The sequence below is a fragment of the Bradyrhizobium sp. 76 genome, from assembly GCF_023073025.1.
Taxonomy (GTDB): domain Bacteria; phylum Pseudomonadota; class Alphaproteobacteria; order Rhizobiales; family Xanthobacteraceae; genus Bradyrhizobium.
Map to the genome: position 1 here is coordinate 1 of NZ_JADPIS010000063.1, position 24,115 is coordinate 24,115.

Consider the following 24,115-nt stretch of genomic DNA (forward strand, 5'->3'; position numbering starts at 1 on the left):
GTCGCGCCTGGCCGAGAGATTGCCAAGATAGAGCGTCTCCTCCAGCCCGACCTCGATGCGGGCGACAGCGCGCGTGATCTTGCGGGTGACGAAGGTTTCACCGCGGATCGGGCTCTCATGGTTGAACAGGATGCCGTTACTCGCGAACATGCCGTAGGCTTCGCGGTAGTTCACCGTGATCCAGTAACCGTAGAGCTTTGCCACACCATAGGGCGAGCGCGGGTAGAACGGCGTCGTCTCTTTCTGCGGGATCTCCTGCACGAGGCCATAGAGCTCAGAGGTCGAAGCCTGGTAGAACCGCGTCTCCTTCTCCATGCCGAGGATGCGGATCGCTTCCAGCAGGCGCAGGACGCCGATGCCGTCGGCATTGGCGGTGTATTCCGGGCTCTCGAAGCTGACGGCGACGTGGCTCTGGGCAGCGAGATTGTAGATCTCGGTCGGCCGGATCTGCTGCACCAGGCGGATCAGATTGGTCGAGTCCGTCATGTCGCCGTAGTGCATCAAGAACGGCACGTTGCCGACATGCGGGTCCTGGTAGAGATGATCCACCCGAGCGGTGTTGAACGAAGACGAACGCCGCTTGATGCCGTGCACTACATAGCCGAGCGACAGCAGATATTCGGCCAGATAGGCGCCGTCCTGCCCCGTAATGCCGGTGATGAGAGCGATCCGTTTGGTCATGGCCCGACTTCTTCCCCCAGGATATGAAATACGATGAACGCCGACAGTGCGCCAACCGAAGCATGCTCTTCCGCTTCTCTTTGACATATCGCCACTCGCGGTCAACCCCCGGGTGCGCCAACGCAATTCTCCGGCCCCAGGGGCGGTCCGGGAGACAACCGCCCGAGCCGCCAATCCAATGATGGCGCTTTCCAAACGAAACCTGGAAGCACCGAGCGATCGGGCCGCAACGCCCGCTCGCCGCCGAGAGACAGAAAGTTGAGCCGGAACCCGAAACCAGGACCAAGTGCTGCGCCCGCAGTTTCTTCGGTCGTCGACAGCTAATATCTCTTCGAGACCGACAGGTTCGTCTGGATCGATAGCGCGATTGAAGCCGTCACGGCCATTTACGACGCAGGTTGTCTCGCCTATGTGGGACGACCAGGCGGGCTTGCGCAGGGGCGGTATGAATAGACACCTACAGATCCTGCACGATTAACATCGGCCAACTAGCCCACGTGGCGCACGCATGGATGCCCGAATATTGTTCGTTTCATCCACATCGCTTGATCCAACCTGACCGTTGCGCAAGCAAAAGCCGCAGCCGGGCATGATCGTTGACTCTCTGAACCGGCTTTATGGACGCAGCGCGCGCCGCGGGGCTGGCCCGGCATCTACTTCAGGGCGGCAATCTCTTTAAACGATTTCCTCCCTGCCAGTGAACCTCCACGGAAATGATCCGAGGGCACATGTTGCGCCAAGCTCCACCGAAGCACGACAGCAACCGTCGGCGAGCGATCGCCGCTCCAGGGTGCGCGGACCCTCGGGATAGAACTCAGGTCCGCAGAATCACCTGTAATCTGCTCTATTTCCGAGCTATCTTTGTCCGACCGAACAACAGACGCGGCTACGCGTGAACGAGCTACGGAACTTAAACCATGATCTACGTCCTGATAACTGCCTGCCTCGGGGTTTTGGGTTCATACTGCTATTGGGCTGGTTTTCAGAATGGACGTGATCAAGGGATCAAACAAGCCGGAGAGCTCTGGCCTATTGATATGAGTGCAAAACACGACGCCGCGCGACAACCATAAACCCGATGGCAGGCTCGGTATCCCCAGAAGCAAGGTGACTGACTATGACGGTCTCGCATCAAGGCTATCAGCTCTCTGCGCTTGGTGTGCAAACTTGAGCCCTTCGGGCAACCGGCGCGAAGTTTGCTCAAACCAAAGCGGATGTGCCGAGGGCCAGCTTTAAACCGGCATCCATGCTGAAGGGAGCTCTCCATCCGATCGATAGAGCTGCCGAGGTGTCAATCTCCAGCGAACCCAAAAGACTGTCACGCAGTCCGGGCCTGGTGGCGTTAACTGCAAGTTCCAGGAGTGCTGGTGGGATGGGGACCAAGATGGGGGATTTCCCCATGGCGCTCCCCATTCGCCGAATAAAGTCCGAAAGAGATACCTGTTCAGCGTCTGCGACAAGATAAGTTTTGTAATTACTGTCAGTTTCGAGCTCGGTCACCACTGAAATAAATGACGCTAGATTTTGAACGCTGACGAATGATCTTCGGTTTCTTACAAGGCCGAACGGAAGCGGGATTCCAGTTCTGATCGCTTTAACTAAATAACGGAAGTTGCCGACTGCGTCACGCCCATACACGAGTGGCGGACGTACTATGGAGACACTCATTTGGGACTCTGCCGCGATTCGTTGAAGACCAGATTCCGCGGCAGCCTTTGATTGGCCGTAAACACCCCGGGGGCTGAACTGGTCTTTGCCTGTGAACGGAGCTTTCCCATCGGTGCAGCTTCCGTTTACAAGTATCGTGCTCAGGAACACGAATCTCCGAACGTTCGCGCGCGCAGCGGCACGCGCCAGCTGGAGGGTACCTTCCGCATTCACGGATCTGTATAGCTCTCCAGCGTGCTCTTCGTTCGGACGATGGACCCGCGCCGCCAAATGAATTACCACATCCACTCCGGCGGTCGCGATTTCCCAATTAGTTGCAGGTCCGATCGACCCGACCTCTATATCATTCTCGAGCGTCGCCCCTGTGCGGACTGCGCGGCGAACGACGTAACCTCGCGCTTCAAGGATCGGCACGAGATTGCGTCCGATAAAGCCATTCGCTCCCGTAACGAGGACAGTCCGGGCCGTCATCGTGTCGGGTCAGGTTGGCGCTTGCGCGGCATGCAATAGCTCATCGACTACTCTCATATACTCGGCCAAGGCGGACTCTTTGCTGAACTCTCTCGCGAGTTTGACCGCGCGCTCGGCGATCGAATTATGGTCCAATGTCGACGTTGCGAGAATTGCGTTCGCCAATGCAGACGCATCTTCGGGAGGGACGACCAACCCTACCTTGTTCTCCACAATGGTCAACGCAGCCTCAGTTTCGGGTTCCGAGACTAAGATCACTGGCCGTCCGATAGCTAGCAGATTGTAGAACCGACTCGGCACAGACATGCCCGCAACATGCTTCCGGTACGGAATCACCCAGGCATCAGCGGCGGCCAGGAGCTCCTCCACTCGAGCATCTTCGACGCGCTCTAACAATGTGACGTTCCGCAATTTAGCTTCCGCCTGGAGCTGCCGTAGCCGATCGAACCCCGCTCCCCAACCGGATAGCAGAAAGTGTACTTGCGATTCGTCCAGGAGCAACCGGGCGGCATCGAACACAATTTCTGGATCATGTGTGAAGCCAAGGTTGCCAGACAACCCCACGACGAAGCGAGCGGAGATGGGGCGCCGGTAATGGTTCTGGGCTGTAACGGGCCGGTGGCCAGGAGGTAACGTACACCAGTTAGGTATGAGCCGAATCTTGTCTTGTGTCATGCCGGGATAGCGCATCAGAGGACGCTCCGCGTCGCGTCCGATCGTCACTACCGCGCTCGCCAAGGCGAACATCATGTTGTTGGCTCGGCGGATTGCCCTCTCCAATAAAGAGTGCGGCTTGATCACACCAGCAGTGACAAGAACTTCAGGAAACAGGTCATGCAAAATAATCAGAGAGCGAGCCCGCTTCAGCCACGCGGCCAGGACAACTGCATGAGGCAACACAAAAGGAGCCGTTACAGCGATGACGACATCTCCCGCACGCAACTGCTTCGCCAAAGCAAAAAACATGCGGCACGCGAACAGGATTTCGTTCGCTGCTCGCCTGATAAGTGCCTGCTTCGGCGACATACGGTTACTTATACTGATCACGATCGGTCCGCCGTGCCCCGGCGGCGAGTACATCGCCTTCGAAGCGCTCCCCGAAAGCACCCGCACCTCGTGCTTGTTTGCCAAAGCTGATGCAATTTCGCGCATTATTGCCGCAGTTGTGCTTTGGTCCGGCGGATAGTGTTGCGTCGCCACAACGATCTTCTTCGGGAGTGCCGTTGACCCCATGTTAGCCTTCTTGCCAACATCCGAACTCGGCTGCGCTCTATTCATCGCTTCAGAAGAACGCGTTCAATCGTGAATACAAAACTTCCAGCGAATTGCCGCACCCGCTCCCCCAGCTCTTTGTTCATATCGCGGATCACAAAGGCCGGCTTCGTAAAACTCTGCAGATGATCTGCGAGACCCTGGGGATCGTCCGGCTGGAAATAGAGCGCCTTATTATCGGCCTGCTCGAGATGCACATCGATGTTGGACAGGATCATTGGAACGCCGAACGATTTCGCTTCTTCCACCGTGGTGCTCCAGCCCTCAAAGCGTGACGGATTAATCAGCGCGGTGCTGGCGCGCAGTAGGGCATAGACTTCCGACAGCGGAATCATTCCTAGATAGCGGAATTGCTGCGCCAGCCCGCGATCCGCTGCCTCGCGAACAATCTCATCCAAACATTCCGGCTCGTTCGGATCGCGGCCACCCGAGGCGATGACCACAGGATGGATACCCCGCTGTGAGAGCATGGCGAGCGCGTCGAGTACGATCTTGTGGTTCTTGTGCCGCCAGAACTGGTTGGGTAGGTAAAAATACGTGCTTGGCAGGTCGTGCTTCTGCAGCACCTGTACCGGATCAAGCCTAAGCAGTTCAGGCGAAGGTTCGCTTGCAAACTTAACGACCGCCGTTCTGCCCTTGGTCCGGGGATAATAGGCACGGCAGTGGCGCTCAGCGCTAAGGCTACTCAGCACGATGGTGCGGCCCGAAAGCACCTGCAGCTGAAAGCCGATTTCGCGGCGTCGCCAAGCCTTACTCGAGAACAGATGCGGCAACTGCCGATGCTGGAGGTCAGGGATCCAGGCAACAGTCGGATAGGGAGACCTCCATCCGAAGAAGCGGGCGTTTTCCCAGACCGCATCGATCTTGTGGCTGCGAAAGCTCGATATCGCGCCACGATCCTGCGCGAACAGCGTCGGCAGCAGCGCGGCAACCGCGGGACGATCGAACTGCGGCGACGGAACGACCTCGACGGCATCAACCTGACGCATAAGGTCGAGGTCATCGGAATCGTGAGTTTCTCCTGCGAATACGACAGGCGCAATCGCGCCTGGGCAATACTTGGCGAGCGCGTTGAACAGGTTGAGCTGATAGTTATAGCCGCCGGCCCAAGCCTTGCGAGAAATCAAGGTGAAGGCGAGCCGGATCGGGCGGGCAACGCTCATGAGCCGTGTCCCTTGAACCAGCTCACATACTGGCCGATGCCTTGCTCGACTGGAATGCGCCACGTGAACGGCAACGCGGCAAGTTGCTGCGAGTCGGCAACCAGGCTAAACGGATCGCCGGCACGGGCCAGTCCGGAAAAGCTCACATTGATGTCGCCGCCCCAGGCAGTGGCGACGAACCGGGCAATCTCCGCAACGGTGGTTCCGATGCCGCTGCCGCCGTTCAGCACCTTAAGGTGCCGGCTGTCATCTTGCGCGAGCCGCGCTAGCAGCCGCACGACGTCGCGCACATCGATCCAGTCACGAGGCTCATCGCCGGTGCCCCCGAGCACGAGCTCCCGCTGGCCTTGCTCCAGTCGCAAGCAGAGGTCCCAGAGCAGCTGCTTGCGCAGCAAGGGACCGTAGACGGAGAAGAGCCGGACAATAGTGGCGCGAATGTTAAATGAAACAGCGTAGCTGCGGCAGAGCTGCTCCATCATCAGCTTGTGATGACCATAGGGCGACATCGGCTGAGTTTCGGCCTTCTCCGAAATCGCGCCGGCATGATGGGCGCCATAGACTGCCGCGGTGGACGCAGCAATCAGCCGACAGTCCGGCGCGGAGCCTCGCAACCATTCTAGCAATCGGGCTGTACTCGAAACGGTGCGCGAAAAATCCTCAAAGGGCTGCGCGATGGACAATCCAACCGATGATCCGCCTGCGAGATGGAAAATCGTTGATGGCAACCCAGACCGGCCCGCGAGCGCGTTGAGATTGGCCGCGTCGATCTCACCGTTCAGCCATTCACTCAAACCCATGCGCTGCCGTTCAGCTTCTTCGATGGGGCCATGGCCGATCCCATGGACGCTATGACGCTGATCCGCGAGCACCCGAACCAGATGCCGGCCGATGAAGCCGTTAGCGCCCGTGACCCACGTCGTCATGTTTACGCCTTGTGGCAGACGAATGAATAAAGCCGGCCCGGGCGATTGTCGAACCGTTCCGCCAGCGACAGCAGCGAGGTAAAGAGCGCCTTGGAACCGAGTGCGGCGCGCCACAATGGCCCTGCGGCAAACTTCCGCGATAATTTCTCTACAACAGCGTCTCGCAGGGTTTCGATCGTATAGGGAAACAGATTGATCGGGCTTTGCAACGGCGCGATGATCTCGACCCGCTCGAATCCCGCTCCGCTCAGTGCACCGGTATAGCGATCAAGGAGAAACGCATGCTCGCCGCCATAGAGGTGATGCAGCGGATGCTCTTCGAGGAATTGCCCGAGATCGGCTTCCTTGCTGATCACATGTTCGCGCGCGGCAATGAAAATTCCACCCCTGCGAAGCACGCGAAACATTTCGCGGCAGGCGCTGTCGAGATCGCGGGTGTGGTGCAGCACGGCCCGCGCGAATACGACATCGAACACGTTGTCAACGAACGGCAACCGCTCGGAAAACTCTTCGACCACTTCGATGGGCAGTGTGGCCTCGGCGGCAAGCGCCCGGATCGCCGACGCGCCGACGATGGCGCTGGGGTCGGGTTCGAGGGCAGTGACCGCAAACCCCTCCCTCGCGAGGCCGTAGCTGGCGATGCCGCGCCCCGCCCCGACGTCGAGCGCCCGGCCGGTACGGCCGCGCAGCAACTTTGAAACCGCCTGCCATTCGTCGCCGGCGAAATAACGTTCCGCCGCGGCGATCAAGGGGTCGTCATAAAACGCATCCAGCACCAGCTGACGCTGGTCCGGCTGGTTGCGAAGCCAGACTACCGCATTTTCCCAAGTAGTGATTTCAGGATTGGCGGACATCGGCCGGCAACTCCCTGATCAATACGGCAGGATTGCCCGCCACAATGGAAAACGCAGGAACATCCTTGGTGACCACAGCGCCGGCAGCAACAACGCCCCCCTCGCCCACGGTCACGCCGCGCAAGACCATGGCTCCGGCCCCAATCCAGGCATCATCGCAAAGCCGGACCGGGCTCTCGCCAAGCGAGATGTCGCGAGGATGACCATGCGTGAAAATCTGTCTTATCTGCTGGTGTCGCGCCGCCGCCCCGAGCGGGTGAGTCAGGTTGTCAAACACGTTCGCGGAATGCGAGATCAGGACGCGATTGCCGATGATGATGGAAGCCGCAGACCAGATGCGGCTGCCCTCGCCGACATAGCACCAGTCCCCGATCTTGATCTCGCCGCTATGGGCGAAGGTCAATAGCTCGCCCAAAATCCGGGAGTGCCGGCCGATCGTAATCTTGTCCGAATCGCCGCGAATATTCCTGATCCTTGCGCTGGAGCCGAGCGCCGCGTCCGGTTGCAGCCGGCAGGTTGCGCGCCCGATAAGTCGCTGTATCAGATAATCGACGTTCATGCCGTCAACTGCAGGCACGCCACAGCACGGGACGATGCCGCCAGGTCAGTGCTCCATCCCTTACCCGTATGAACGTCATATACAGTGGCGTTCGCCAAGGCATCCGCTGACTTCCGCGACCAGCCATCGATCGAGTAACCGAAATAATCGATTTGGTGCGAAACCGGGGCAAATGTCTCGACGATCTTCTCAATCATGGCAAGATCGAAGACCTGATACCACCCGAGATTGTCTCGTTTGCCGAAAGGCACCGAGATGAAGCAGGTGCCGCCCGGCTTGAGGATGCGCTTGAATTCCTTCACCGCGGGAACGAACCCGTTCTCATCGGATTCCGCGTCCGCAGGATCTCCCGTGTACAGCATCGTGTTGTTCAGGCCGATATGCTCAATGGTCGAAATGCTAGCGATGGTATCGAAAGCATGATCGGCAAACATCGTTTTCCTGAGATCACCGAACACATACGAATAGCCGTTGTACCAGTAACAGCGCTTTTCGGGCGCCAGCGTCATGACGGTGAGATCGGCGCCCCGCAACGGTGGTCGTTCCAGAAGAAAGTCGTGATTGAACGTCGATCCGGCATCAAGCATTTTGCCGACATTGGCCAACCGAGCGAACACCCACGGGTATTCGACGACGCGTTCATCCATGGCGATGCCGTAGCTAGGTGGCAGGTCCTTGCCGTCGCGAAGCAGGCCGCTGTCAACTGCCGACGTTATGATCCGGCGCTTCACTGTCTGATAGCCCGCACCAAAGGGCCGCGGTCGCATCTTGAATACAGGCGCAGCGGCGCCATCGAGCAACCACTTGATCGCCTGGGCCAGATTGTCCGTTCGCATCCTCAAACCTTAGTTGTCTGGCCAATATTCATGTCGTGACCGCTTTAGCATGCCTAGGTCCGTCCGACGAGATCGACGAAGCGTTCCCATTGCGCAGCTTTGCCATAGGCCGCCGACATCTGCCTCCTCCCCCGAGCGGCCATCTCGGCCGATCCCGGCCAGCTCTCCAGACACTTTGAAACGACGTCTGTAGCCTGTTCTGGGGAACCATAAACTTCCATTGTCAGACCCGCTTCCATTGCGTCTGGGTATCTGCCGGCGTCGGACAAAAGCAGCGCACCGCACCCCATGGCCTCGAAGCAGCGCATATTGCCGCGGTCGTTCCCAGCCATATCGATGGCACCATTGAGCACGATCTTCGACGATCCGAGAAGTTCGTAGAGCGATTTCCCGAATACCGGCGACCTTGCGATGCTGGCGATGGCTTGGGGACGCCGATGCTTTTTCAACGGCAGCAAGCTGCCGAGTGCGCTCTCGGCAAGCCGTGTCAGCCGTGACGAGTCAAGGCAATACACGATCCGGCGGGTATCGGCCAACCTGGCGACCTGCTCGAGTGTTTTTGCCCGCGTGGTATGATGCCGGGAATAGCCTCCGACAAAAAGCACGTCAATCGGGCGATCGCCCTGACCATAGTTTTCCATCAGCGGGTCGAGCGCGGGAAAGAAAATCTCAGCTCGACAGCCGGTGCGGCGCCAGGAATCCAGGATCGAAGGAAAGTTTCCGAGTACTGCACCAAACGCCGTCAGGTCGGCCTTTCCTGACGGTGCAGCCCGCCAGCACAGGGTTTTTTTGACGCAGCCCGGAAGCTTCCGCACGAACGCGCTCGGATAACGTACTGGATCGAGATTATAGAACACCTCGGTCCGGTGATGCTCAATCTGGGCCAGCAATATGGTCTCGAGCGGCGGCTTGCCCTGAACTCCCTGCTCATGCGCCCAAAGCCGTTGCAGAGTTTCATCGTCACCATTGGTGAAGAAAGCCTCCGGCGCTTCTTCGAGCACCGGCTGCAAGAAATGTAGAGCGCCAAACCGGTCATCCAAGAAAATGCGGCGCCGCTCCGCGAAACCTGACGCTTTCGCCGCAAGCTGGTTCAGCCGCGTCAAATAGGACGGATAAAGCCCGCCATTTTGAAACAAACGCATCATTCACCCTGCATTGAAGGATTTGCTCCTCCGGTCCGTGCGAAGCCAGATTCCGTCAACAATTACCTGCAGGCAGCCACGTCAAGCGACCGCTCGATCGCTGAAATGAGGGCGGGCCGCCACATACCGTATCCAAACCTGTTAAGATGAACTCCATCAATCGACAGGCTCGCCGCAAGTTCTCGACTTTCGTTCATCATAGGCCTCGCTAAATCGAAGAAATCCAGGCCATTCCTCTCGGCACAAGCCGCGATCTCGTTGTTAAACTTGCAAATGAGATCACCATCGTAAAATCGGGATCCGAGTAGTTTCCCTTTTTCAACCGGCGGGATCGATGTCAGCATTATACACTCGGCATTTGGCGCAAGTTTCTTGATAACCGTTTCAAGGTTATTTCGAAAATCAGAGACACTGTTTGTCGTGCGGTTCTCGATCTTGGCATCGTTTACGCCGGCAGACAGGACCAGGAGGCGAACCCTGTGGATAGCAATTATTCGGGCCACTTCCTCCCCGATGAGGGAAATGGTCGCGCCACCAATTCCGGCGTTAACGACCGGAGTTCCCGCTATGCTCGATGGCAGGAACGCCGCCTCAACCCGGCTATCTCCACAGACAAGGATCGATCCGGCACCCGCCTGTTCGAGATGGAAACCGATCATTTGGCGCCGGATATCAAGGTGCAGGTGACCTCGCCATCCGATTGACGTCAGCTTTCTGACCAACTTCTGGATCAAAGCGTTACCCGACTCATTTCGGTGGAGGCGATGGTATGCAACGAATGGTCAGCAAGTAGGACAAAACCCAAGGCGCAATATTGGGAGCGATCTTCAACGCGCCTCGCCGCACGGCGCTCTTGATTGTGCCTTTGAAGCCTCCGTACAGATGTCTCTCATAGTCCGCTGACGACGTCGTAACCATATGTTCAACAGGTTCAATTCCCACTGTGCGCAGCAAATAGCGAAATCCCGGCACCGTATAGTGGTTGATGTGACCGAACCTGGCGGTTTGCTTGATGCTTTTCGCCAACGTCAGTCCGCCTTCAAGGGGCACTTCGATCACTATTTCCTTGGCAACTCTTGCGAGTTCGCGAAGAAAAATCCGCTCATGCTCAACGTGCTCCAACACGTGGATGGAAATGGCCAAGTCAAAAAACTTGTCAGGATAGGGGATGGTATAGCCATCGAACACGCGCGCTTCCTTGAGTGTGGGCAAACCGTGTTCACGAATGGTGCTGACGCCGCTCTCCGATATCTCGACAGCGTACAATTCATCCGCCAGGCCGAGGGCACCGATCTTGGCGAGGACCGAGCCGTTTCCTGCGCCCACATCCAACAGGTTCTTCCATTTCCGGCCCTGTGCTACCGCTTTAATATGTTCGACTGTTGAATCAGCCGACAAATTGCGTTTGTGCTCAAGCGCGCTGTTCGGCTGGTAGTAGTCAGAATATAGCTGCTTGTACCCCTCATCGAGAAGCGGCATTGACAATCTCCAACCTTTCCACGGCGCTGCTCATCCCAAGTAGCCTGAACAGGGGCACAGTACCCTCTTTACCAATCCGGTTTCAGGCAAGCCGGCTCAGCTGCCATTTCAAACTAAGATAAGGCCAGATTCGCTGGGCGGGAACCCAATCCCAGGTCTTTGAAGCCGTCAGCCGGTTGACCGCCTCGCGCAAGGCAACTTCGTTCACCAGTTCGGAAAAGGCCGGGACCTTTTTGTCGAGCAACGCGGCGGTCCAACCGGAGAGCGGTCCGTTCAGCCAGTCTGGCATCGGCGACCCGAAACCGATCTTGCGGCGGCCCATGCGGATTGACTCAGGCATGTGATTGGCCATCGCTCGCCGTGCGATCATCTTGCTGTAGCCGTCGGACGACTTGCTCACGTCAGGAAGCGCCATTGTATAGGTGACCAAGCGCCAATCCATGAAAGGCATCCGCACCTCGATCCCGTGAGCCATAGAGAGACGGTCGAAGTTTCGCAGGATCGTCGGCAAGATCGTGCTGTGAAACATACCATAGAGGCGCCGGTTTAGTGGCCCCCATTCGCGCGGCAACTCGTCTCGATCGCCGACCAACGAAAGCGGGGCCGGAACATTGCGCAGTCCACCATGCAGAAAATAGTGACCCTGGCGCTTGATCATCAATGCGCGGAACATGTCGACCCCGCGGTGGGCAGTGGCCGACCTCGAGGAAACTCCCGCGAGCAGATTTCGCATGATGAACATTGCCGATTGCCCATCCTGGCGATAGGCGCCCATCAGCTCGTCGGCGCCATGGCCGTCGAGCGACACTGTCACTTTCTGCCTGCTCAGCTCCCGATAGGTCTGCCAAACCGCACTTTCCAGTCCGATATAGACGTCATCATTGTCGTCGATGATCTGATCGATGTCCGTGAGCGCATCGTCCTGACCGATTTCCACAAAAGTTGGGTTCACCTTCGCCCATCGCGCCGCCTCCTCCGCCATTGGCCGCTCGTCAAACCATACGCCCGGAAAGGACGCGACGAAGGCGTGCCGCCATGCGGCACTGCCGCGCGGGCCCATACCCGCCTGTTCGTGCGCGGCCATGGTGCAGATCACGGCCGTCGAATCGAAACCGCCCGACAAACAGGTGCCGATCGGCACGTCGCTGCGCATCCGCAAGGCGACGGAATCCTGGAAAAGCTCGTAAAAACGCTCCACGCGCTCGGCGTCCGTCTTGGGCAGTTCCGGCAGATGATCGGTCGTGCGCCACCAGCGGCGTATCTCCAGCCGTCCTTGGCGCAGCCACATCGAATGACCGCCTTGCAAACGCCGGACGTTGAGCCAGAGCGTGCGTTCGCTTCCCTCGACCCCAAAAGGATCGAGCAACAGGCGCCGCGCGACGTCGGGGTCGACTGACGGCGCGATCAGGCCGCTTCGCACGAGAGCGCGCTGTTCCGAGGCGAACACAAAACGCTCTGGCGAAAGCGCGTACAGCATCGGCTTGATACCGAATCGATCGCGCGCCAGAAACAATTCCTTGGTCTGGGTATCGTAAATCGCCAGCGCCCACATACCGTTGAACCGCGGCAGCATCTCCTCGCGCCAGACACGCCACGCAGCTAGGACGACTTCCGTATCGGACTGGCTGCGGAACACCTCCCCCTGCGCCTCAAGTTCGCGGCGGAGCTCGAGAAAATTGTAGATTTCACCGTTGAAAACGATGGCGTAGCGACCGTCAGCAGACAACATCGGCTGATAGCCGCCCGCGCCGGGATCGATGATTGCAAGCCGGCGATGACCGAACGCCACGTCGCGCGCCGCGCTGAACCAGATCCCTGTTCCGCTCGGGCCGCGATGCGCTACGAGCTCCGTCAAGCGCTCGATTTCGGCCTGCTCGACAGCACCACCGCGGATATTGACGATACCTGTAATTCCACACATTTAGATCGCCTTCAGGGGCAGAAACCGATTGGCAATGACCCGAAGATCCCGCCAGCAGGGGTCCCCATAGGGACCAACACGTGAAACGGCGACCGCGACGACGAAGATGATGGCGGCCGTCAGCAAATAGAGGCCCGCCACGTACCACACGGGCGGAGGATGGTCGAATTGCACGTTATGGAAGCAGTAGCGCAATGCCAGCGCCGCTGCTATTCCGATCCCGAGTGGCACCAACACCAGGTGGATCACGCGTGACCACATTCCAACCAGGCTGAAGCGCCGCCGCAGCAGGATAACGGTAACGACCATTTGAGCGATCATACCGACGCAGGCGCTCCATCCTGCCGCCTGCCATCCAAAGTACGGCAATGCAACCGCGCTGGTGACCAAGGTAACGGCGCCCGTCAGAAGGGAGATCAAGGCATTGGATTGAGACCGTCCGCGCGCCAGCAGATAGTATGCAAATACGTTCGTGCTTGACCCGAGTATGCCGCCAACCGAGAGCACCACCAGTACACTCTGCGCTTCCGCAGCCACTTCGAGGCCAGTCCACAGATGAAGCAGCGGCCCGGCGACAGGAATGAGCCCACCGAGCGCGCTGGCGGCAAGTACGTTCATAATCCAGGAAGACCGGAACAGCAGATCAGCCTGGCGATCATCCGTCTCCTTTTGCTGCGTGCTAAAGAATGGGAACAGGATTTCGCCCACTTTCAAGATGCCAATATACATGGCCTCTTCCAACCGCTGCGCGATGGTATAAAATCCCACAAACTGCGGCTGCAGCAGCGCGCCAAGCAGGTATCTGTCTACCTGCCCGGCGAGCAAACTGCCGCCTTGGGCAGCGAGTTGCCACGATCCCACCTTGAGAAGATCGCGAAGCGGGCCGCGATGAAGCGCGGGACGTGCCAGCCATTCGCTGAGCCGCAGATGCGACAGCACGAACACCAAGAGTAAGCCCGTCGCAAAGCCCAGCGCCTGGCAGCCAAGAAACGTCGACGCCTGCGGCCAGTATGGGACCAGCACTCCCATCGAGCCCGTCGCAACAACGGCGCTGGTGATGTTGATCGCGGAAATCCGTCGATAATCCTGGCGCGCCGTGAACAGCGCGAGAAAGACGGCCGAAAGGCACTGGCACAACCAACCGACCGCGCCCAAAGCAAAAGCGCGTCCGAGATCGTTGGCAATGTCGCCGCTCAGACGAAACGCCAGGCGCGCGAGCGGCGGCCCGGCCAAGACGAGTCCGATCACGATCAGACCGCCGATCCCGACGGCCAGCAGCAGAGCCGTGGCGAAGAAACGTCGGGCATCGTCGCGGTCGGGTCGGGTCAGGCGGTGGGCAAGTTCACGTGCAGTCGATAGTGCGAGGGCATTACTGAATGCCAGAGCGGGCGCGAGACAGGCGGTCACCAGGCCGGCGACGCCAAATGCTGAGAGGCCCAGACGGAAAACGACAAACGGCAGGACCACCAGGTTCAAACCCACACCGATGACAAAAGCTGCCGCATTCCATGCGGAATTTCCCAATAGTCGAAAACTGCCGTCCGGCTCAGCCATTTGGGCGATCAGGCTTCAGGTTGTCTCGGAGTTGCGGAATTCAGAACCTTCGAATCAGATCGATAACTTCGCTCTGCTGCTCCCGCGTGATCTCCGAGAACATCGGCAGCGACAATATCTCACCCTGATTCTGATGTGCGTTCGGAAACTGCTCGGGAAGGTGCTTGAGCCGACCATAAGCGGCCAGGAACGGCAGCGCCGTCGGGTAGTTGATCGCTGTCTGAATGCCCTTGGCGCCGAGATATGCGGCCAACGCATCACGGCGCGGATGCTTGATCGTGTAGAGGTGATAGACGTGGGTGCGGTCTCCCGCGACCGAAGGCACAAGGACGTCCTCGATCTGGTCGAGGCCGGCATCGTAAACCTTCGCAGCCTCCTGGCGCGCCCGGGTCCAAGCAGGCAAATGCGGCAGCTTGGCCGATAGGATCGCGGCCTGCAGACCATCGAGCCGGCTGTTGATGCCCTCGATCTGATGCTGATGTTTGACGAGGCCGCCATGGCGAGCCAACATGGTCATGCACTCGGCCAATGCATCATCATTGGTGACGATGGCGCCGGCATCGCCCATCGCGCCCAAGTTCTTTCCCGGATAGAACGAATAGGTCGCTGCTTGCGCGAAGGTACCGATCTGTTGGCCCTTGTAACGCGCCAGATGCGCTTGCGCGCAGTCCTCGATCACCCATAGCTTGCGCTTGCGGGCGATCGCCATGATCGCGTCCATATCCGCCGGCTGTCCGTACAGATGCACCGGAATGATGCCGACCGTTCGCGGTGTTATCGCAGCTTCAATCGCTGCCGGATCAATGGTGAAGGTTGTCCCGTCGGTGTCGCAAAATACCGGTGTTGCGCCAGCGTGCGTGATCATCGCCGATGTGCTGATCCACGAATGGGCTGTGGTGATGACCTCGTCGCCGGGCTGCACTTTGAGTGCCACCATCGCGATATAGAGCGCGTCGGTCCCATTGGCGCAGGAGACGCAACGCTTGACATCAACGGCTTTGGCAAACTCCCGCTCGAAGCCATCAACGTAGGGTCCGCGAATGAAGGAATTGTCGCGAATAACTGCGGCTATCGCCGCATCGATCTCGCCTTTGATGTTTTGATACTGCATCTGCAGATCCGCATAGGGTACCGGCATGAGTCCACCTTCTAACTCCGGGGCGCTAAGCGGCGCGCGGGGTTTCCAGCATAACTGCCGGCGGCTGCAATGTCCTTGGTGACGACCGAACCAGCCCCGATCACCACATCATCGGCAATGCGCACCGGCATGATGGTGGCGTTAGAGCCGATCGACACCCGGTTGCCAATCACCGTGTTCCGCCACAACGTCTTGTCGCCTCGGGCCGGTCCGCCGGCGGCGAAGGTATCATTGATAAACATGACGCCGTGGCCGACGAAGCAATCCTCCCCGATTGTCACCAGTTCGCAGATGAAGGCGTGCGACTGTATTCGGCTGCGCGCGCCGATGACAACGCCTTTCTGGACCTCGGTAAAAGGTCCGACAAAACAACCGTCGCCGATCTCACAGTCATAGAGATTGCAGGGTTCGACGATCTTTACGCCGGCGCCGAAAGTCACGTCACGCACGGCGACACGATTTGATTGCGGCTGGTTCACGACGCCATACCGAGGCGGCACAGCCGCGGCGTGAAATGCAGCGGGACTTCCTGGCCGGTCTCGATCGACTCATAAAGCGCGGAGATCAGCTCTAGGCTCTTGCGTCCCTCAAGCCCGTCCACGAGCGCCGCTCCCTGATTGATCAGGCAATCGATGACATGCTGGTAATAGGCCTGATGGCCGAAGCCGTAGACATTCGGCGGATTGACCGAAAATTTCTCGACCACCTCCTTATCTGACGCAAGCTGGTCGACAAAACGCCAATGCCTGATCTGATTGACCGCGAAGCCCGCGATTTCAACCGTGCCTTTCTCCCCGAGGATCGACAGCGAGCCTTCGAGATCGGTCGGCCGGGCCGCGGTAGTCGCCTCAATGACGCCGAGCGCCCCGTTGCGAAATTTGAGCGTGGCGACCGCGGTATCTTCAGTTTCGATTTTGGCAAGCGCAGTAATCGCGCGAGCATGAACGCTGACGACGTCGCCGAAAAACCACTCAAGCATATCGATATGATGGCTGGCCTGGTTGGTGAGCACACCACCGTCCTGAGCCCAGGTTCCGCGCCACTCGTCTTGATCGTAGTAAGACTGATCGCGACACCAGCGCACCCGGACCGTCCCCAACGTCAATCGGCCAAACCTGCCGGCGTCCAGCGCCTCGCGCGCCTTGACCACAGGAACGTTGAAGCGATTCTGCTTAACGATGAACAACTTGACCCCTGCTTCATCGCAAGCCCGGATCATCGCATCGGCATCCTGAAGACGCAGCGCCATAGGCTTTTCGACCACGACATGTTTGCCTGCCTTGGCGCAGGCGATGACGTGTTCGGGATGCATGCCGCTCGGGGTCAGGACCGCAACAGCATCGATATCCTTGCGGGCAAGAAAGTGGTCGATGTCATAGCTTGCCGGGACGCCGAACTTCGAGGCAACAGCATCGGCGCGTGCGCGAATCGGGTCGCAGACCGCCACGAGGCGCGCTCCATCGATTTGCCCCCCCCCCAGCAGTTCGGAATGGCGCTTGGCGATGCGTCCACAACCGAGCAGACCGAACTTGATCATGAAAATTGTCCTGCAAACCCCAACCCTCACCAACGATCAGCTCTGTTGGTCAACCAGTCAACTCGAAGTCTCGCAATATCTAGGTCTGAATACTAGGAAAAGCGTAAAACAATCAAGAGGGTTGAGTCCTTCTGATAGGATCAAAAAAAAGCCCAAGTCTGGCCTAATGAGCTATTGTCCCGTGCGAACTGCTCGAACGGGTTAGGCTGGAGGAGTCGCAGGACACGCGTTTTGGATCAGGAACTCCGCAAAATGGCATCGAATCTCAGATCCGGCCTTCTCTGACAGTGACCGCCCCGAACCTGGCGTTCGACGCATGACCGCCGCGACTTTTCTGCTGGCCACCTTGTCCATGCTCGGCGCTGCCATCTACCTCGTCAAAAAGACGCGAGGCTTTATCTCAGCGACTTCGATGCTGCTCGGCTTCCTGCTGCTGCTCTATGGTCCCGCTTATCTCGTTTACATGCTCTATTACAATCAGAATTCCCTGATCTATCGGGAATTAATGAAGACGCCTCACTTTGTTGAAGCAACCGCATCTCTTAACCTTGCGATCGCGATCACGTATCTGGGCTGCATCTTCGGAATCGAATTGATCGATCGATTAGCGCCACGAAAAGCAAAAAAACTGGTCCAAACACTGGAACATTGGAATGCGGATCCAATTCGGAGCACATCCTCGGTCGACCGCTGGTTGATTGCTGCCAATGCAGTCTTGATTGCATTTATGGCTTGGACTTCCATCCGGGAGGACCATGTTGCGGTCATATTGGGGTTTCTCGAAACGGCCAATTCGCAATCTGCGAAGGACCAATATCGACTGCTGCATGCCGGAAGCGCCTCCTACGCCTACCGAGTCGCGCTTACCTCGATCGCTCCTTTTCTCCTGACATGGAGTGCTCTCGAAGGTCTGATCAAACGCAACTGGCTATTGCTCGCGAGCGCCTGCGGCGTGTTCGCACTCACATTGCTTGGTCGCATGGAAACACTAAGCAAGGTGCCTATAGCTCTGCTGGCTGTACAGCTTGGTCTTGCGGCGCTGCTTTCCTTTCGGAACCGAAACGGCTTTCGTCTCGGCGCCGCCGCTGTGGCTGCAGTGGTTATTTTGTTTTATCCCCTAGTCGTAATCTCGATTCCGGAGGCTTCGCGCGCGACGTCGGTCATTGACTTTTTCTTCTGGCGCACATTCATTATTTCGAATGAAGTGCTGCTGGAATATTTCAGCGCGATTCCATATTACATCTCGCATACTTGGGGCTTGAACATTCGTGTTCTCGCGGCTTTGTTGAACGAAGAATTCACGCCGGCTTACGAACAGGTTTCCTTGTTATGGCGGGGGCAAGCCGGCTCGACCAGTAATGCGATGTTCATCGCCGACGCCTGGACAGATTTTTCCTTTTTAGGCGTCGCCGTGACCAGCGTGCTGGCGGCAGGACTCTGCAGAATGATTGACGTCATCTTCGTTGCCGAAGGCAAGTCGCCAATGACAATCGGGCTACTCGGCTGCTCATTTGCCGGCATCGTCCAGCTCATGCTGAGCTCGATACAATCTGCAATGCTCAGCGGGGGTTTAGCGAGCATCCCGTTGACGGTGCTTGTTCTGTCCGAATTAACGAACAATCTTCGACTACGACGAGAGCTGTCGCCCGGCAAAGAGACATTGAGCCCGAAAAAATGACTATTGTTCGTAACAACTTGCGTTGATCGCCCTGCTGTTCGGACTTGTTATCTTGCACGAATCTGCGAGCAGGAGCCAGTCGATCGGCAGAATGACCTCAGGCCGCCGCGATGAAGTAGAAGGCCATTGAGCCGGGCGCACCTGACACGATGATTGAGATTCCAACGCGGCTGCTTACGGCGACGCCCTGGGCCCGATCGAGTTAGTTAATGCTACGAGGATCGAGCAACATGAAGCACTGCGAACTCGATTTCGTACGCCTTAGCGGCGACGATTGGGCGAGTCGAGCGCCGGATACCCTGTGGCCCTACCAACTACGGAAATGATTTGATTTTTCTATCGGCAAAGCCGTTTCCGTTCTCGTTCGGTGTGGCAATTTCAGGTACTTCCGCGCAGCCGCCGACCCGTCATTCCGGGACAGCACACTGACGGCAAAACCGAAAACCAGAAAAAGCGGGAGGTCTCTTGCAATCTGGCCATAGATCATGCTCAGCATGATCATAAACGCGCTGAGCAAAAGCAGGAAAAGCATATCGTCGTCGCAACCGGCCGACTTGAGGAAGGACAAAGGGATCACAGCAAGCAACAGGGAGAATGCTATTCCGCCTATCCAGCCGAATTCGACAAATACCTGTGCAAGATCGTTGTGAGGTGACATACCTTCGAAACATCCCAACTCGCCGAAAGACATGAATCCGGAACCAAACAGGCCAGCACGTGGAATGAGATCGAAAGCATCTGCCATGAGCTGCTTTCGAATAGCGATTGAGTTTCTCGTATTTACCTTCTCGCAACTAGGCGTGGTCGCTCCAGCATTTCTTTTTGCCTCGTGGGATGGGGGATAAATGCCTACAGTGCTGAATCTCTCATCTCCCGTTTCCTCGAGCATGTAGCGCAGATATAGATTTGCGTTGTTGGATCTGGAAATCAATCCAAGAGCGATTGACGCGACGAAAATGACCAACAGGCTCAGGGCAAAGCGACGCTGACGTCGTGAGAACAAGGCACCGAGCGCAATGCACGCCATAATCGCCAACAGAGAGAACCTGACCATCGAAGCAGCGAACACTGCTGTCGAGATTGCGATCAAGGCCAATGATGCGTTTCGGATCCAGAGCGGCCAATTCTTTTCCGACGACAATAGGGCAATAACAAAAATACCCAGAGAAAACGAAAAGGCTGTTGTTGCGCTATCAAACCCTAGAACGAACGGACGCCCGAATGTGCCATGCAGGGATTCTGAAACGAGGTATGGAAACGTCACAATTGTACCGGCGCAAACGATGGCCGCGGTTGTCCAAAAGGAGGTCGTGCGCACGATGCCCAAATTTTCTTTGGCAAGAAAACGCCCCGCAAAATAAGCCGATGCAGTAAGCGCTAGTAGTACAAGCTCCCGAAGGTCTGCACGAAACGGATTTTTGGCAAAAGATACGCCCGCGCAAGCGATCAGAACCAACAGTGGAACATCTAGGGTTGAGAAGCGAAAATCTTGTGAGCCAAAAACCACGACGGAAATCAAAGTCAGACCCAAATACGACGCCGTCAAAGCGCCAAATCCACTTAATCCCAAAAATCCATATATCAGGACGAATACCGAAGAACCGGAAACGGCTAGGGCAAAGGCCAAACTCGCTGCGTTCGGTATCCTGATCAATTGCCCCGCTCCTTCAGCGTACTGGCAATATTACGTCCCGGTCCGAAGCGCAATCGCCATTACTTCCACAGATCAGATCGTCGGTAGCCACCCCGCATTAACGTCCCAAGCGCAGGCGCGGATCCTCAATCAAGCCCGAGCAAAATTATGATTCAAGTCAACCTCGCTCTGGGATTTGAGACTATCTAATTGCATCAGGCGCTTAAGCCTAGGCAACCCGGGATCTTTAGGGAGCAGGAACCGGGCCTAGCCGCTCCGAGGCGATCCTCACAGGCCGATTTGGCGCTCAAGGCGCAGGCCAAGCCGGATTGCGGCGAGCAACTGGGCTTTAGGATCGCCTCCTTGATTCATCGGTTGTGGCCACGTCGGCACCTGCTTCTCGCGGCGCCCAAAGCGGTCCGATGCAAATCCGAGCCCGACGCCAAGCCCGATCGAAGTAAGGTCAACAGCGTAACGAACTGAGCCGGCCCCCCTGGCGACGATGCGGGTCATCAAATCAGTCGCGCGATCCGCTGCAGAGCGCGCCTTTGACGCCGTCTGCCCACAGATCTCGCCAGACCGAGCGCGGTAAGTTGTTCGCCCGCCTTCGCCTCCTCAAGGGTAAGGCCCCCTTTCTTCAGCGCGCCCCGGGCGCATCTCATAGCTCGCACACCATCTATATTTATCCAGATGGATGCACTAGCGTCTGCGGCTTTCTTGGCACCATTGACCTGATAGCATTCGAGGGCTAGGCAGCGACAGGCCAAGCCCATTTGGGTTTGCGCCGGACGGAAGTCTCGTTCAGCAGCAGGAGATAATCCCCTGCCTTATCCTCAAAAAACGATGAAACTCTTCATGCACTCCGCAAGCGCCCCCAATGTCAGGAAAGAGGCCACCTATTGGAGCCACCGTTCAGACAACATGATCCGGCGGCAGTTCGACGAACTGAGCATCCTGACTCTATTGAGTTGAAACTCAACGCCCGGGTAGCTTGAATAGTTGCCTAGTACAAGCCCGCCGCAGGTCAATTTCGGAAAGAGACTTTCAATATGTGCGCGTGCATTCTCGCTTGGTGTTGCCGAGAACAATGGTGATGTTCAGAGGGCTACGGATATTCCTCTCGCCGTACCGCGCGTCATTAGTTTTGGCGGCGATCACAATCGTCGGCCTCCTGTGCGTAATTAATCGCGGATTCGATGTTACTGACGAGGCAATGTATATCTATGATATGAAATATCCGGGTCCAAATTCCGGAACCCATATCAACTTCATCGTTGGAAGAATTGGTGCCGTCTTCGACAACAACATAGTTGTTTGGCGTGTGATCGCATTGCTCGTTCTGGCGGGTGCGTCGATTATCTTCGCTACTGGGATTTGGCGTTTCTGCCTACGATTAGGCCTAATTAACTCGTGTTCTATTCGTAGCCCCGAGGCAGACCGCATCGGCTTTTCTGCTCTGGTACTCACGGGAAGCCTTGGGTATTTTGGCTTTGGCCCTCCCACGCTTTCATCAAACACCGTTGCGGCGGGTGGAATGTTAGCAGCCCTTGGCGCCCTCTCTTGGGCAATTACGACGTCCAGCTTTGCATCTCGGTTGTCGTGGGCTGCATTTGCTGCGTTATGCGCCGTTCTCATGGAGGCCGCTCGAATAAGTGCAGCAACCGCCTACCTGTTAGCCTTATTGCCGCTGATGTGGCTCTCTGCTGAACTTATCGGCTGGCGCGCTACCGTAATCGTCGCCGGAATTCATGCGAGTCTTAGCTTGATATGGTTGGCGATAATAGCTACCGGCTTCAGCATAGACACATGGGCCGTGACACAGCTCATGCTTCATACTGGAGCCTCGTCGAAATCGTCATATGGCTTCACTGTGTTGCTGCAACAACATTTGCAAGACACGGCGAACTTTGTTGAACAATCGCTTCGCTTGGGCGGCCAGGTAGTCGGCGCCGGCCTTGTTACCGGAACGGTTTTTTTCAGCAGTAGATCCCTCTACAATTCCAGTCCGCTTTCTTTGCAGAAAATGATCCAAGCTGTGGGTTCGAGCACAGCGATGCTCGCAGCGTTACTACCTCTCTGGCCTTTATATCATTACCTTGCCGGATTGGATTCAATCGTCGGAGCTGCGGCGGCCGATTGTCGTATTATCGAAATGATTGTCTGCGAAGGGCCTAATTCAGGCCTCGACGGTCATCCGTTTATGTATGTGGTTGGAGCCCAAATAATCGCCGGCGCAGCTTTGCTGATTTGCGATTTCCTTGCCGCGACCATTGCGACACAAGTCCGATACCCATCCAACGCTCGTGCTATCTTGCGGTGGTCCGCATTGCTCGTCTTTCTCATTGGAGCAACGACAATCGCATCAGTGGGAACTAACACGGGCCTACTCTATCATATCGCCGTAAGCATGGGCCCGCTGTTAGCCGCCGGGTTCATCGCTGTTGGGCTTCTACCATTACGGGCCCTTCGAATCACAAGCGGCGTGATGCCATTGCTGGTTTTCTGTTTTGTTGTTCTAATTGCAGTAAGCATTGCGCACAATCGACTGTTCTTTCCCTATCGCATAGAAGGAACCATATTTTCGCAGAGTGTTCGTTTGAATGCTCCTCCAGAATTGAAAGGGCTGAGGACGACATATAAACTTTCTACCATTATTGCTGGCATCAAAGCTTCTTTAGAAAAAGCTGGCTTCGATCGGCGCCATGACATCGTCGTCGCGCCCTACAACATGCCTGGCCTGATTGTTGCGATCGAAGCACGTGCGTTCGGTTTCGCCTGGCTGAGTAACGGTCCCGCAGCCGAAGAATTGAATTGTTATCGGTTCGAACATGAGCCGACCGATGTCAAGGCAATTGGACGAGTTTTCTTAATATTGAATTCCAATCCAAGCGCTGAGCTGAAAGAATGCCTAAAGGCCCGCGCAATCAACTTCGATAACAGCGAAGTGCTGGCCACTCTACCAGTAGATTCGATGCGCACTCTAACTATCGCGATCGTCAAAACCCCTTAATGCTGGATGTGCAGGAGCGCATAATCTTCACCACCAAGTCGGCTTGCGAAACCTCGATCAGAACCTGTGGGGTTGGCATTGAATAAGCGTCAACGATCGCGGCCTAGCGCGCGTTCCGCTGCAGCTCCGCGGCGGTGCGTGACCTTGCCCCACGGGCTTAATCCAGTTTGAAGTTCGCTCTGGCCCAAGACGAGGACCAGAGCATGAAGCGCAATCGTTTCACGGAAGAGCAGATCATCGGGATCTTGAAGGAGCACGAGGCCGGGGTTCCGGTCGCCGATCTCTGCCGCAAGCATGGTGTCAGCGACGCCAGCATCTACAAATGGAAGGCCAGGTTCGGCGGGATGGACGTCTCTGAGGCCAAGCGACTGCGGTCGCTGGAGGACGAGAACACGAAGCTGAAGCGGCTTCTGGCAGACGCCATGTTGGACAACGCGGCGCTGAAGGATCTCCTGGGAAAGAATGTATGACCCGCCCCGCCCGTGCAAGGTCGTTTAATGAGGACGATGCAGTCTGCACAAATGTATCCGGCCTCTTGCAAGTGGGCCGCTGTTGCGGCCAGGCCATGATGAGATCCGCGCGTGCCGTGCGCCGAC

General features: G+C 57.2%; 20 protein-coding genes and 1 pseudogene. 3 read left to right on the forward strand and 18 right to left on the reverse strand.

Annotation, left to right across the window (positions count from 1 at the left end):
- The 16 genes from gmd to IVB48_RS15005 form a co-directional block, all read right to left on the reverse strand.
- Positions 1 to 681: GDP-mannose 4,6-dehydratase (gmd, locus tag IVB48_RS14930; protein ID WP_247400563.1), on the reverse strand; the 681-nt coding region annotated here is incomplete at its 3' end.
- A gap of 1,200 nt (positions 682 to 1,881) precedes the next feature.
- Positions 1,882 to 2,820, reverse strand: coding sequence for an NAD-dependent epimerase/dehydratase family protein (locus IVB48_RS14935; RefSeq protein ID WP_247400564.1), 939 nt, complete (start codon positions 2,818 to 2,820; stop codon positions 1,882 to 1,884).
- Between the two features lie 9 nt (positions 2,821 to 2,829).
- The gene (locus IVB48_RS14940) at positions 2,830 to 4,053 is read right to left on the reverse strand and encodes a glycosyltransferase family 4 protein (RefSeq protein ID WP_247400565.1); all 1,224 of its coding nucleotides are present in this window, start codon (positions 4,051 to 4,053) and stop codon (positions 2,830 to 2,832) included.
- Between the two features lie 41 nt (positions 4,054 to 4,094).
- Positions 4,095 to 5,255, reverse strand: a complete 1,161-nt coding sequence (locus tag IVB48_RS14945; RefSeq protein ID WP_247400566.1) for a glycosyltransferase family 1 protein — start codon at positions 5,253 to 5,255, stop codon at positions 4,095 to 4,097.
- Entirely contained in the window at positions 5,252 to 6,178 is a 927-nt protein-coding gene (locus IVB48_RS14950; protein WP_247400567.1) for an SDR family oxidoreductase, read from the reverse strand. Before IVB48_RS14950 ends, IVB48_RS14945 begins: the two co-directional genes overlap by 4 nt.
- Before the next feature lie 2 nt (positions 6,179 to 6,180).
- A complete protein-coding gene (locus IVB48_RS14955; protein ID WP_247400568.1) occupies positions 6,181 to 7,032 on the reverse strand; it encodes a class I SAM-dependent methyltransferase in 852 nt (283 codons plus the stop codon).
- On the reverse strand, positions 7,016 to 7,591 hold the full coding sequence (locus tag IVB48_RS14960; protein WP_247400570.1) for a DapH/DapD/GlmU-related protein: 576 nt from the start codon (positions 7,589 to 7,591) through the stop codon (positions 7,016 to 7,018). The genes IVB48_RS14955 and IVB48_RS14960 overlap by 17 nt, the downstream gene beginning before the upstream one ends.
- Positions 7,588 to 8,427 carry a methyltransferase domain-containing protein gene (locus tag IVB48_RS14965; RefSeq protein ID WP_247400571.1) on the reverse strand — a complete coding sequence of 280 codons (840 nt, stop codon included), beginning with the start codon at positions 8,425 to 8,427 and terminating at the stop codon, positions 7,588 to 7,590. Before IVB48_RS14965 ends, IVB48_RS14960 begins: the two co-directional genes overlap by 4 nt.
- A 53-nt stretch (positions 8,428 to 8,480) precedes the next feature.
- Positions 8,481 to 9,572, reverse strand: a complete 1,092-nt coding sequence (locus tag IVB48_RS14970; RefSeq protein WP_247400572.1) for a glycosyltransferase — start codon at positions 9,570 to 9,572, stop codon at positions 8,481 to 8,483.
- A gap of 59 nt (positions 9,573 to 9,631) precedes the next feature.
- A complete protein-coding gene (locus tag IVB48_RS14975; RefSeq protein ID WP_247400573.1) occupies positions 9,632 to 10,303 on the reverse strand; it encodes an SGNH/GDSL hydrolase family protein in 672 nt (223 codons plus the stop codon).
- A gap of 13 nt (positions 10,304 to 10,316) precedes the next feature.
- On the reverse strand, positions 10,317 to 11,048 hold the full coding sequence (locus tag IVB48_RS14980; RefSeq protein WP_247400574.1) for a class I SAM-dependent methyltransferase: 732 nt from the start codon (positions 11,046 to 11,048) through the stop codon (positions 10,317 to 10,319).
- An 82-nt stretch (positions 11,049 to 11,130) separates the two neighbouring features.
- Positions 11,131 to 12,969: an asparagine synthase (glutamine-hydrolyzing) gene (gene asnB / locus IVB48_RS14985; protein WP_247400575.1), complete on the reverse strand. Its 1,839-nt coding sequence runs from the start codon at positions 12,967 to 12,969 to the stop codon at positions 11,131 to 11,133.
- Positions 12,970 to 14,523, reverse strand: a complete 1,554-nt coding sequence (locus IVB48_RS14990; protein WP_247400576.1) for an oligosaccharide flippase family protein — start codon at positions 14,521 to 14,523, stop codon at positions 12,970 to 12,972.
- A gap of 40 nt (positions 14,524 to 14,563) precedes the next feature.
- Positions 14,564 to 15,661 (reverse strand): DegT/DnrJ/EryC1/StrS family aminotransferase, encoded by a 1,098-nt coding sequence (locus IVB48_RS14995; RefSeq protein ID WP_247400577.1) that lies wholly within the window; start codon positions 15,659 to 15,661, stop codon positions 14,564 to 14,566.
- Between the two features lie 11 nt (positions 15,662 to 15,672).
- Entirely contained in the window at positions 15,673 to 16,140 is a 468-nt protein-coding gene (locus IVB48_RS15000) for an acyltransferase (protein WP_247400578.1), read from the reverse strand.
- On the reverse strand, positions 16,137 to 17,198 hold the full coding sequence (locus IVB48_RS15005) for a Gfo/Idh/MocA family oxidoreductase (RefSeq protein ID WP_247400579.1): 1,062 nt from the start codon (positions 17,196 to 17,198) through the stop codon (positions 16,137 to 16,139). Before IVB48_RS15005 ends, IVB48_RS15000 begins: the two co-directional genes overlap by 4 nt.
- Before the next feature lie 316 nt (positions 17,199 to 17,514).
- Here IVB48_RS15005 and IVB48_RS15010 point away from each other — a divergent pair, with 316 nt between their 5' ends.
- A complete protein-coding gene (locus IVB48_RS15010) occupies positions 17,515 to 18,876 on the forward strand; it encodes a hypothetical protein (RefSeq protein ID WP_247400580.1) in 1,362 nt (453 codons plus the stop codon).
- Between the two features lie 307 nt (positions 18,877 to 19,183).
- Here IVB48_RS15010 and IVB48_RS15015 read toward each other — a convergent pair whose 3' ends face one another.
- Positions 19,184 to 20,530, reverse strand: coding sequence for an O-antigen ligase family protein (locus tag IVB48_RS15015; protein ID WP_247400581.1), 1,347 nt, complete (start codon positions 20,528 to 20,530; stop codon positions 19,184 to 19,186).
- A gap of 267 nt (positions 20,531 to 20,797) precedes the next feature.
- A complete protein-coding gene (locus IVB48_RS15020; RefSeq protein ID WP_247400582.1) occupies positions 20,798 to 21,022 on the reverse strand; it encodes a hypothetical protein in 225 nt (74 codons plus the stop codon).
- Positions 21,023 to 21,596: 574 nt separating this feature from the next.
- On the opposite strand from IVB48_RS15020, the gene IVB48_RS15025 reads away from it, so the two are divergent.
- Together IVB48_RS15025 and IVB48_RS15030 are read left to right on the forward strand one after the other, a co-directional pair.
- The gene (locus IVB48_RS15025) at positions 21,597 to 23,519 is read left to right on the forward strand and encodes a hypothetical protein (protein WP_247400583.1); all 1,923 of its coding nucleotides are present in this window, start codon (positions 21,597 to 21,599) and stop codon (positions 23,517 to 23,519) included.
- 203 nt (positions 23,520 to 23,722) lie between these two features.
- Positions 23,723 to 23,980, forward strand: a pseudogene (locus tag IVB48_RS15030) (transposase); the annotation flags it as partial.
- Between the last annotated feature and the right edge of the window lie 135 nt (positions 23,981 to 24,115).